This window comes from Pseudoalteromonas sp. TAP-3C (genome assembly GCF_059888565.1).
In genome coordinates this window covers 3,309,972-3,321,580 of record NZ_CM187618.1, presented here as the reverse complement: position 1 = coordinate 3,321,580, position 11,609 = coordinate 3,309,972, and the positions used below count along the sequence as shown (strand labels likewise).

At 40.0% G+C, this 11,609-nt stretch carries 9 protein-coding genes; 2 read left to right on the top strand and 7 right to left on the bottom strand.

The genetic code is table 11. From position 1 onward, the window contains the following. Positions 1 to 323 precede the first annotated feature (323 nt). Positions 324 to 2,312 carry a TonB-dependent siderophore receptor gene (locus AC6H44_RS15505; RefSeq protein ID WP_500736594.1) on the top strand — a complete coding sequence of 663 codons (1,989 nt, stop codon included), beginning with the start codon at positions 324 to 326 and terminating at the stop codon, positions 2,310 to 2,312. Between the two features lie 61 nt (positions 2,313 to 2,373). Here AC6H44_RS15505 and AC6H44_RS15500 read toward each other — a convergent pair whose 3' ends face one another. The 7 genes from AC6H44_RS15500 to AC6H44_RS15470 all read right to left on the bottom strand — a co-directional run bounded on the left by AC6H44_RS15500 (position 2,374) and on the right by AC6H44_RS15470 (position 9,147). Then, positions 2,374 to 2,589: an EF-hand domain-containing protein gene (locus tag AC6H44_RS15500; protein ID WP_016900039.1), complete on the bottom strand. Its 216-nt coding sequence runs from the start codon at positions 2,587 to 2,589 to the stop codon at positions 2,374 to 2,376. A gap of 63 nt (positions 2,590 to 2,652) precedes the next feature. Next, a complete protein-coding gene (locus tag AC6H44_RS15495) occupies positions 2,653 to 2,865 on the bottom strand; it encodes an EF-hand domain-containing protein (protein ID WP_500736593.1) in 213 nt (70 codons plus the stop codon). A gap of 529 nt (positions 2,866 to 3,394) precedes the next feature. Continuing rightward, the gene (locus AC6H44_RS15490; protein ID WP_500736591.1) at positions 3,395 to 3,532 is read right to left on the bottom strand and encodes a hypothetical protein; all 138 of its coding nucleotides are present in this window, start codon (positions 3,530 to 3,532) and stop codon (positions 3,395 to 3,397) included. A gap of 31 nt (positions 3,533 to 3,563) precedes the next feature. Then, positions 3,564 to 5,015 carry a TrkH family potassium uptake protein gene (locus AC6H44_RS15485; protein ID WP_500736590.1) on the bottom strand — a complete coding sequence of 484 codons (1,452 nt, stop codon included), beginning with the start codon at positions 5,013 to 5,015 and terminating at the stop codon, positions 3,564 to 3,566. 93 nt (positions 5,016 to 5,108) lie between these two features. Next, on the bottom strand, positions 5,109 to 5,723 hold the full coding sequence (locus AC6H44_RS15480; protein WP_500736588.1) for a YigZ family protein: 615 nt from the start codon (positions 5,721 to 5,723) through the stop codon (positions 5,109 to 5,111). Positions 5,724 to 5,820: 97 nt separating this feature from the next. After that, on the bottom strand, positions 5,821 to 7,143 hold the full coding sequence (gene pepQ / locus AC6H44_RS15475; RefSeq protein ID WP_500736586.1) for a Xaa-Pro dipeptidase: 1,323 nt from the start codon (positions 7,141 to 7,143) through the stop codon (positions 5,821 to 5,823). A gap of 117 nt (positions 7,144 to 7,260) precedes the next feature. After that, positions 7,261 to 9,147, bottom strand: coding sequence for a transglycosylase SLT domain-containing protein (locus tag AC6H44_RS15470; protein ID WP_500736584.1), 1,887 nt, complete (start codon positions 9,145 to 9,147; stop codon positions 7,261 to 7,263). A 299-nt stretch (positions 9,148 to 9,446) separates the two neighbouring features. Here AC6H44_RS15470 and fadB point away from each other — a divergent pair, with 299 nt between their 5' ends. Continuing rightward, positions 9,447 to 11,606, top strand: a complete 2,160-nt coding sequence (fadB, locus tag AC6H44_RS15465; RefSeq protein WP_500736582.1) for a fatty acid oxidation complex subunit alpha FadB — start codon at positions 9,447 to 9,449, stop codon at positions 11,604 to 11,606. Positions 11,607 to 11,609 lie beyond the last annotated feature (3 nt).

Genomic DNA, 11,609 nt, shown 5'->3' with positions numbered 1-11,609 from the left:
GTAGGTAAAAAGGAGAATAACCAAATCTAAATGAAAATCATTATCAAAACCATTTACTAATAAAGAAAAATCCTTTAGTCTCTCCTTGCGCGATTATCAAGCAGAAACATCTACTGATGTGAAAAGTTAATTTCACGTTTTTAAATAAAAATGGATTTCAAATGATACACCTACTCTCAAAGAAAACGTCCCTGATAACTCATTCCACCCTAGTTGGCATTTTACTCTCAACAGTTTCGACTCAGCCGCTCGCCAATACGAACAAAGAGATCGAAAGATTGACCGTTATTGGAGAGCAGACAAAAGGCTATAAAGTTAATTCCATGAGCTCTGCAACAGGCCTTGAGCTAACGCACCTGCAAACGCCGCAATCAGCCATAGCCATTACCAGCGACTTTATGGCAGAGCAACAATTAAACACCACAATTGAAGCGATAACCAGTGTAACGGGCATTAATGCTCGAGAAGCTGATAATGGTAAGTTTTCTATTTCAGCTCGGGGCATTAGTGTCACCAGTATACTTTATGATGGCATAGCAACCACCTATGATACTCGCTTTAATTATGGCGATAACCTAACCGATACCGCAATTTATGATCGTATTGAAATAGTTAGAGGGGCTACGGGGTTAATGCTAGGCGCAGGTAATCCTTCTGCAGCAATTAATTTGATACGTAAACGCCCGACAGTAAATACTCAAGTAAACTTTAGCGCTTCACTAGGCTCATGGGACTACTATCGTACGATGATAGATGTGTCGGGGAGCGTAAATGATAGTAAAAGTATAAGGGGACGAGCCGTTATTGCTTATCAAGACAAACACTCTTATCAAGATCGCTTTTCGCAAACTAGTCGCACATTATATGGCATTATTGAAGCTGATCTTTCCAACAGCACCTTGATGACTCTTGCTGTTGATAATCAATCGACAACCCCTAAAGGAACAATGTCGGGTGGTTTGCCTATTTTTTATAGTGATGGCTCCCGTACAGTTTATGACAGAGGCGCTTCAACAGCTCAAGATTGGGCGTCTTCTCAAACCGATGCGCTTAATGCATTTATTCGCCTTGAGCATTACTTTAACGCTAATTGGCAGCTAACCGCTAATTATGTCTATGCTGATAACGACCTAGACTATGATGTGTTTTGGGTAAAAGGAGAACCAGATCCTATAAATAACCTAGGAATGATACCGGGCTCCATAAACTATATTGATGCAAACAGAACGCAGGATACCTATGAGGTCGAACTCAATGGTCGGTTTAATTGGCTAGGTCAAAGCCATCAACTTTTACTTGGTTATAATAACCAAGAACAACAGTTTTCGACCCCTTATTATGCTAGTCAACAAAGTGACTATATTATTGGCGACTTTACTGACTCTGATTACAGCTTTGCGAAACCAACGTGGCAGTCAGAAGCAGCTTACGGCTCTTATGGTACAACTAAACAAGATGCGCTTTATATCGCCACACAATTAAATGTAACTGATGCTTGGTCTTTAATTGTTGGAAGCCGGTTAAATCAATGGCAAACCAATCAAGATAATTTTGGTAGCATGCATGATTATAAAATTAGTGATGAACTAACTAATTACTTTGGAGCGACTTACGAACTAACACAGAGCTGGGCTTTGTATGCTAATTACACTGATATTTTTACACCACAAAGTCGCGTTGATAAACGCGGTAACTATTTAGATCCCATTAAGGGCAAAAACTATGAGCTTGGTATAAAAGCATCTGTACTTGATGAACGTTTAGACATTTCAGTCTCAGGATTTAAAATTTATCAAGATAATATAGGCGAATACACAGGAGACACTATTGCTGAAACACTTCAGGCTATCTACCAACCCGTTGACGGCACATTAACTAAAGGCTACGAGCTAGAAATCAATGGGAAATTAACCGATCACTGGAACGCTTATTTTGGCTATACCCATAGTAAAGGCGAAAAGCCTGATAACACGGTGTTAAATACCACAAACCCAAAAGATCAATTTAAACTTTTTACTAGCTATCAACTGGCAGGTGTATTCAATACTTTAAAAGTTGGCGGAGGCTATCGCTGGCAAAGCAGTAGTTATGATGAAGTTAAAAACCCTATTTATGGTCCCGTTGAAGTGAACCAGCCCAGCTATGGCATTGCAAGCCTAATGGCAAATTATCAAATGAATGAGCAATTATCAGTTAGCCTAAATATCGATAACTTATTTGATAAGCATTATTACAGTCAAATAGGGTTCTATAACCAATATCGTTATGGCAAGCCAAGAAGTTTCTCTCTTCAACTTAAATATGATCTATAGAACAAATAAAAAAAAGCCGCTGACTATTAAGCGGCTTTAGTGGAGTATGATGGGTTAATACTTATTGTACTCTTGCAAACTCTTCTTTAGAAAGTTCACCATTTCCATCGGTATCTAAATCATCAAAAATGTTCATTAGTTGTTTGTTTGCGGCTGCTTCCTGCTGGCTAATTACACCATCGCCATTACTATCAAAAGAGGCAAAGTCTACTGCTGCGTAAGCCGCTGATGATGACGCTAATACTAAAATCGCAAGTGTTGTGTTTAATGCTTTCATAATAAGTCTCCTATAAGAGGGAAATCCTTTTCTGAACTTCCTGTAAAACGAAAAAATCAAAAATTAAAAGTTTGCAAATTCAGCTTTAGAAAGCTCACCATTACCATCAGTATCAAGCTCAGTAAATGCGGCAGTTAAATCAGCGTTTACAGCGGCTTCGCTTTGGCTAATAGCGCCGTTACCATCAATATCAAGCGTGTCAAAGTCGCTCGCTGCAAACGCGGCTGATGAAGAAGCCAATGCGATAAGTGCTAACGTTTTATTAATGCTTTTCATAATCAATCTTCCTTCAAAGTTTATGTTTTGTGCGATTAAGTGTTTTACTTTAAATCACGTTTCGTTCAATACAGCCTGACTATTACAACTTCGATGCCAACAATTAAAAGACTTTAACTTTCAATAACTTAATGTAGAGCTGGCTTTGAATAGCGTTATTTTATTCGCTATTTTGTTGCTTTTTAGCAACAGCAGAACAGGCAATAAAATTAAAACAATAAAAATCATAGGGTTGAGTTTAAGGAAAACACCACACAGTCGGTGAGCAACCGCTAAAAAAGAGGATTAAATAAACAAAAAGGAGGAGGAATTGAGTTTAATTTTGTTATAAACAAAAAATTAGAATAAAAAAACAGCTTTAACCCACTGTTTTTAATTGATTTATAAAATAAATTAAAAAAGACTTTTAAAAATAACAACACAACACCGCTATTTGTTGCAAAAGAGCGAAAATGTCAGGGCTTATCGACCTTTTAGGATTGTAATATATTCAACTTGGAAAAATAACGGGCCCTAAACTATTTCAACTTCAAGCGCTAGGGTCAATAAAATGCTCGCCCATCAGCGTTTTCATTTGCTCTTCATGCTTTGTATTTTCATCAAAAACGACAATGCAACGCATACCTTTAATATTATCGAGCTGTTGGGTTGTTTTAATATCAAACATAACACCCGTTAACGAAATATCCTTTATAACGTTATCCACGCCAAAATGTTGGAGTAAATAACACGAGTAAGGTAAATATTTCTAAACGGCCAAATACCATTGCTACGGTTAATATCCATTTTGCAGCATCGGTAATAGCACCATAATGAGAAGCGACATCACCCAAACCTGGACCCAAATTATTTAAACAGGCAGCTGTTGCTGAGAATGCTGTTATATTGTCTAATCCGGTGCCCATTAACGCTAACATAATAATAATAAAGACTAGCGCATAAGCAGAAAAAAAGCCCCACACCGCTTCAACTACTTTGTCGGGTAAAGCTTTACGCCCGAGCTTTATTGAATATATAGCTCGAGGATGGACTAAGCGATTTAGCTCTCGCACCCCTTGCAGGTAAAGCAAAAACACCCGTACTACTTTCATACCACCGCCGGTTGAACCCGCACAGCCACCAATAAAGCTCGAAAAAATAAGTAAAATAGGTAAAAACAACGGCCAAGCAGAAAAGTTATCTGTGGCAAATCCTGCGGTACTGCTTATAGATACCGCTTGAAACAATGCCTGATCGAGGGTTTCATCGCCATTGGCATAAACATCATGAGACGATAAAACGGTAAAGCAAATTACCACCAGCGCGAGCTGAATACATAGGAACACTTTAAATTCAGGATCGCGAATGTAGACACTAATATTACGACTCGCTACAGCCGCATAATGCAGTGAAAAGTTAATGGCGGCGATAATTAAAAAGAACACACAAATAAAGTTAATTACAGGGCTATCAAAATGCCCTATAGACGCGTCATATGTTGAAAAACCACCAATAGCCACCGTAGAAAAAGCATGACAAATTGCATCAAACCAGTTCATACCAGCGCTCCAATACGCCAAAGTACAAGCAAGGGTGATAGATACGTAAATATACCAAAGGTGCTTTGCAGTATCGGCTATACGTGGGGTCATTTTAGAGTCTTTTACGGGGCCCGGAATTTCAGCTCGGTACAACTGCATGCCACCTACGCCAAGCATTGGTAGGATTGCTACCGCTAATACAATGATCCCCATCCCACCAAACCACTGTAATTGCTGGCGATAAAACAATACCGATTTAGGCAAGTACTCAATGCCAGTAAGCACAGTAGCCCCGGTGGTGGTTAAGCCAGAAAAGGCTTCAAATACGGCATCGGCTAAAGAGAGGTTGGGTTCTTGTAAAAAGATCAGCGGTAACGACGCAAACGCCCCTAGTACCAGCCAAAATAAAACCACAATTAAAAAGCCTTCGCGCGCTTTTAGGTCGCCATTTTCATGCCTATTAGGGTAATAAGCCATTAAGCCAATAATAACGCTAAATATAAAGGCCAAAACAAACGGCACCCCTCCACCATCTTTATAAATTAAAGACACGAGTGCTGGTGGCACCATGGTAATACTAAATAGCGCGACCAGTTGGCCAAGAATTTTTATGATGGTACGAAATTGCATTGAGCGTATCGCTTTTTTATTAGTAAATTAAAGTAACTACTTTATGACTCGAAATTTAACCTTTACCCACTAAACGGGATGAGTGTAAGATTATTACTGTTTGATTATTAACTCAACTGCGCCGTGACTTAAATCAAAAATATCTTTGATTGCTTGCTGCACCTGGCGACTATCGATGGTAATAATCCACTCGATATTTGCAGTAAACTGCTTGTCAATATTAAGTACCTGAAAGTTGGTTTTTAAATGCTGCTCTATTACGCCTTGCATGTTGTATTCACTAAAACCTACCAGCTCAACACTTGGCACTTTTACCATAGTTTGTAATTTTGCTAAGGCATTGTTAAGCGAACCACCATAGGCGCGCACCAGCCCGCCTGTACCAAGTTTTATCCCACCAAAATAACGTGTTACCACGGCGGTCACTTCACCTAAGCCTGAGCCCACTAACACATTGAGCATAGGTTTACCTGCCGTGCCATTTGGTTCGCCATCGTCAGAAAAACCATAAACATGGCTACCGCCTGGGTTACCTGCAACATGTGCCCAGCAATTGTGGCGTGCATCACTGTATTTTTCTTCAATATTTTTAATAAACGCTTTTGCTGAGTTTAAATCGGGCGTGTGACCTATATGCACAATAAAGGTACTTTTTTTAATTTCTTCTTGATGAAACACAGCTTCGGCTGGGTATTTATATTCAGACATAGCGCTTACTTAGGCTTTAATTAAAAAAATGGGGCCAAAAGGCCCCTTTATATGCGTTTATTTTAGCGCGTATTGGTTAACTCGTCTTTATAAGGATTTAGTCGAGTAATAAATTACGCGTCATATTTTCTAGGCTATCTTCGTGAACAATAATATTATCCTCGATACGAATGCCGCCAAATGGTTTAAACGCTTCGACTTTTTCCCAATTAATAAACTGCTTATTGTCTGTTTGTGCTAAATCGCCCAATAAAGAGTCAATAAAGTACAAACCTGGCTCAATAGTAAATACTTGGTTTTTCTCAATTAAGCGAGTGCAACGTAAAAATGGATGGCCTTCTGGTGGCGCTTGATGCGCGCCTGTTTCGTCACGCATAAAGCCACCCACATCGTGAACCTGTGCACCTAAGTGATGCCCTAACCCATGAGGGAAGAAAGTTGAGGTGATTTGACGCTCAACAATTTCAGCAGCAGGTAGCTTAACAATATCAAAATCACTTAATAGCTGAGCAATACGGTTATGACAATCAATATGCAGATCGCCATACAGTACACCCGGTTTTAAGCTTTTTCCTAACTCAATTTGATGGGCTGTCATAGCGTTAACTAAATCAGCAAACTCACCTTGCTTTTTAAAGTCGTAGGTACGGGTAATATCAGCAGCGTAACCATTAAAATTAGCGCCCGCATCAATTAAAAACGAATTATGTGCTTGCGGTGCTTTTGGCTCAAAATGGGTGTAGTGCAAAATAGCGCAGTTTTCGTTAAGTGCCACAATATTACCATAAGGCATTTCATTTTCGCTTTGACGCGTTGCCATTAAGTAAGCTTGCTGAATATCGAACTCGCTACCACCATTAAAAAACGTATCACGCGCGGCTTTGTGGCCATCAACCGCAATAAGGTTAGCATTACGTAAGCACTCAAGTTCATACTGGGTTTTATAAGCACGGTGGTAATGAATGTAGTTAAGTACCGGCTCAGGGTTCATAATATTAAAACCAAGCGCTTGTGCTACTTCGAGGTATTCACCAATGTAGGCAAATTTAGCTTTATCGTAAGGAAGTAGCTTTTCAACCTGATCAGGTTGTAATAATAATTCAATATCAAAGTATTCAGCCCAAAAATCTCTTGGTTCATCAGGTACTTTGTGCCAAAAATCAATTGGTCGGTAAAAAATAAGCTTTGGTTTATCACTGCCGTTAACCACAATCCAGCAATGCGGATTATCTATAACCGGTAACCATGCTTTAAAATGAGGGTTAACTTTAAACGGGTAATACATATCATCTAAAAATTGGCGCTTAGCTTGGCCTGAATGAATGACTAATCCTTCTAACCCTTCTTGTTCACAAATAATGCGTGTGCGCTGCTGTAATGTTGCAATGTGTTCAGCAAATAATACGGCTAATTTTTCCATAATAAACCCATCTATTAAATTTAACTTGTTTTGAGTTTACCACTTATACACAAAGCGCTCAAAAAAGAGAGGCAATTAACCTGTAAAGCCTCCCTCTAGGGTGTAGCACTATTTTTACTACCCACCCATTTTCATCTCAAGTATTGGCGTAAATAAATTACCTTCACGACCAAGACGAGTGTGATAAACCTGTCGATACGCATATACATTTTTTACATAGTCTCGGGTCTCTGCATAAGGAATAAGCTCAACCCAGAGTTCAGCCGGCATTGCTTGCTCAGGCAGCCAACGTTTAATTCTATGATAACCTGCATTGTAAGATGCAGTGGCAAGCACCTCATTCCCCTGGTTCTTCTTTCTTAAATATTGTAAGTATCGGGTCCCGAGCCGAATGTTTGTGTTTGGTTGATACAAACGATAGTTAGACACATTGCCCTTGTTAATATATTTTGCCGTACTTGGTAATAACTGCATTAACCCTAATGCATTAGCTCGTGATCGCGCAGTGGGTGAAAACGAGCTTTCGCGACGAGCAATGGCAATACTCCAGGTAAAATCAATTTTACTGCGTTTACTATAACGCTCAAACATATCTTGAAACGCAAAGGGAAAACGTAAATCAACATAATCCCATGCTTTTATTTTTGCCAAGGTAAATATCGTACTATCAAACCAGTCAAGCTCTGCGGCTAAAATTGAAGCCGCTAGTTTTTCATTATCATCAGAGGTATTGGTTAAATAATTCCATTCACGACGAGCCGCCGTAAAACGCTTCAGCTCATATAATGCTTTGGCACGCTTAAAACCTGGTGCATTACTTACTTTGTTAAGCAGTCGCTTACTAACATTGACTGCTTGCTCATTTAAATCTACCGGCAAACCTAAGCGTGCGGCAGCTAAAAAGCCATAATAATCTCGGTTAGCGGCCACGTTAGTCCAAATAGCCTTGGCTTTTTTATGCTCAGCACGTTTTTCATAACTATAGGCGAGCCAATATTGCTGCCCTAAACTGAGATTTTTTTTCCCCGTAAAAAATGCAGCAATCCCTTCCCAATCTTGCGTTTTAAGCATATTAGCTAACTGCCATTGCATTAATTTTTGGTCTTGACGCTCTTTAGGCACTTTATTTAGATAAAAACTTGCTTGGCTATGGCCACTAGAGGCTAGTGAAAGTGCAAAAGTATAATATACGTCTGCTTTTTCATCATCGGAATAGTCAAACATACTCTCAATTTTTTGCCATGCTTTTAATGCCAACTCCTTATCACGCCAAATTAAACGTTTGATACCATAAAGCGCTATCTCTCCTTCTTTGGCGGTTTTGCGTTTATAGCGGTAAAGGCCTGCGGCAGCACTGGGGTCGCGTCTTACTTTTGAATATAAATCGGCTAGGTAGCGCTCATTAGCTGGTAACAATGTTTTTAAATAGGGCAATAAGCTATAAGACCCGCCTTGTGCAGCTAAAGTAATGCGCTGCCAAACAACATCGTCCGTTAAATACCCATCTTGACGCCAGCGTTTAAACAGCTCATCACATTCACTTGGCTGTGACTCTCCTACCGTCCATAAATCGGTAACTTGGTTAAATATAGCTTGTTCAGGCGCCCCTAAATTAAGCTGATAAATTAATTGAGTACAAGTTAACGCACTGTCCGATGTCTCACGATAATTTTTTATGAACGCCGCTTTGTTCTTTTTTCTTTTTAAGTAAGTTAGCCACGCTTTTCGCACTGGCCATTCCAATGGCGTATGCTCATAAATAGTGAGAAAATTTTCTATCTCTGTTTGGTACTTTAAACTGGGGTAACGTTGCCAATAAGCTTTTTCAACATACGGCTTAAGCGGATGAGATAGCGAGTCTACTGCCTCTTTAAAGTTTTGATAATTGCCATAACGTGCCTGTTTTTCGGCATCTAAAAATGCAGCATTGTCGTTATTAGCATAGGCAGAGGAAAACGAGAGTAATAAAGTCGCTGCCGCTACACTTAATACATATTTTTTCATAATGTCCTTCAGGGCATAGTAACCTTAGAGGCTGACTTAGGTGTGGTTAAGAGTAGATAAACGACCGCGTTTATACCGCAACCCTATTTACGTTGATAAAACTCACGTTAACTACCAAAACAGCACCATAAAATAAATAAAACTTTCAAATCCACCTTAACATCAAATCAGCTATATTTTAACCAGCTGTTTGTAACCGAGATAAATTTTTCGTTGCATTTTTAATTTAAAGCAAGCACACTGGACTGAATATGAACTCATCGTACCAGTCTTAGTTCATCAACTAGGGAGAATAATAAATGTTATATAAAAGCGATTCCTTTGAAGTTAGCTTCGTGAAGGAAAACATCGCCGAGTTTAAGTTTTGTGCTACAGGTTCTGTAAACACATTATCTCAACAAACTCTTTCAGATTGTGCGGCAGCATTAAAAGAATTAGCCGCGAATACTGATATCAAAGGCATGATTTTTACCAGTGATAAAGAGCACTTTATTATTGGTGCCGATATCTTCGAATTTTTACCTACTTTTACTAAACCTGAAACAGAATTAGTAACGTGGATCAAAAACGCAACTGACGTTTTTGATGCAATTGAAGACTTACCATTCCCAACACTGAGTGTTATAAACGGCTTGGCGCTTGGCGGAGGGTGTGAGTGGGCACTTGCTACCGATTATCGTGTTGCAAGCGATACAGCAAAAATGGGCTTGCCTGAAGTTAAGTTAGGCATTATGCCTGGTTTTGGTGGTACAGTGCGCCTTCCGCGCATTATTGGTGCCGATAACGCGATGATGTGGATCACCACAGGTAACGAAAATCGCGCTACTGACGCCCTTAAAGTGGGCGCGTTTGACGCAGTAGTTAGTGCTAACAAACTTCAAGAGTCTAGCATTGCAACGCTAGAATTAGCGATTGCTGGTAAACTAGATTGGCGCGCAAAACGCGACATAAAGCTACAACCGCTTAAATTAAATCGGGTTGAGCAAGGTATGAGCTTTGCAATGGCAGAAGGTATGGTAATGGGTAAAACCAAAGGCCACTATCCTGCTCCAATTATGGCCGTTCGCACTATTAAAGCAGCAGCAAATTGTACCCGCGCCGACGCAATGGCGATTGAAAATGCCAACTTTGCAAAACTTGCACGCACCAGCGAAGCAGCCGCTCAAACAGGTATATTTTTAGCGGATCAATACATTAAAGGTAAAGCTCGCAAGTTTGCTAAACACAGCGATGTAGAAATTAAACAAGCCGCAGTATTAGGCGCAGGTATTATGGGCGGCGGTATTGCATACCAGTCTGCTTATAAAGGTACACCTATCATAATGAAAGACATTCAACAGGATGCGCTTGATTTAGGTATGGGTGAAGCATCTAAGCTATTAGGTGCAAAAGTGAAGCGCGGCCACATGCCAATGGAAAAAATGCTCGCAACACTTAGCAAAATTAAACCAACGCTTAACGATGCAGACCTACAAAATGCCAACATTATTGTTGAAGCGGTAGTAGAAAATCCTAAAGTGAAGCAAGCGGTACTTGCTGATCTTGAAAAGAATATGCCAGAAGGCACAGTGCTAACGTCAAACACGTCAACAATTTGTATTGACCTACTTGCCGAGGCGTTGGAAAAACCAGAAAATTTCTGTGGTATGCACTTTTTCAACCCAGTACCAAAAATGCCATTAGTGGAAATTATCCGTGGTGCAAAAACCTCAGATAAAACCATTAACGCCGTGTTTGATTACGCTCTTAAACTAGGTAAGTCACCGATTGTTGTAAACGATTGTCCTGGCTTTTTTGTAAACCGCGTTTTATTCCCATACTTTGCAGGCTTTAGCAAATTAGTGGTTGAAGGCGCTAACTTTGCAAAAGTAGATAAAGTAATGGAAAACGTATTTGGTTGGCCTATGGGCCCGGCTTACCTACTAGATGTTGTAGGTATTGATACCGCTTTCCATTGTACTGGTGTGATGGCTGACGGTTTCCCTGAGCGTATGGCACGTGCAGAAAAAGACCCTGTAACTGTTTTTGCTAACGAAAAACGTTTTGGTCAAAAGAACAAAGCAGGTTTTTACAAGTATGAAACAGATCGTCGCGGTCGTCTTAAAAAGTCGCATGATGAAACAGCGATTGAGCTACTTGCACCAATTACAGACGCACCAAAAGAATTTGATAAACAAGAAATCATTGACCGTTGTATGATACCGATGATCAACGAAGTGCTGCTTTGCTTACAAGAAGGCATTATTGCTTCACCTCAAGAAGCTGATATGGCGCTTGTATACGGTGTTGGTTTCCCTCCATTTAGAGGCGGCGCGTTCCGTTACTTAGATCAAACAGGGTTAGCTAACTTTGTGGCAACTGCCGACAAATACGCTCACCTAGGTGCGATTTACCAAGTATCAGAGCAAACTCGCAAGTGGGCTGAAGAAGGCCGTGTTTTCTATAAGGTGGAAGGTTAATAT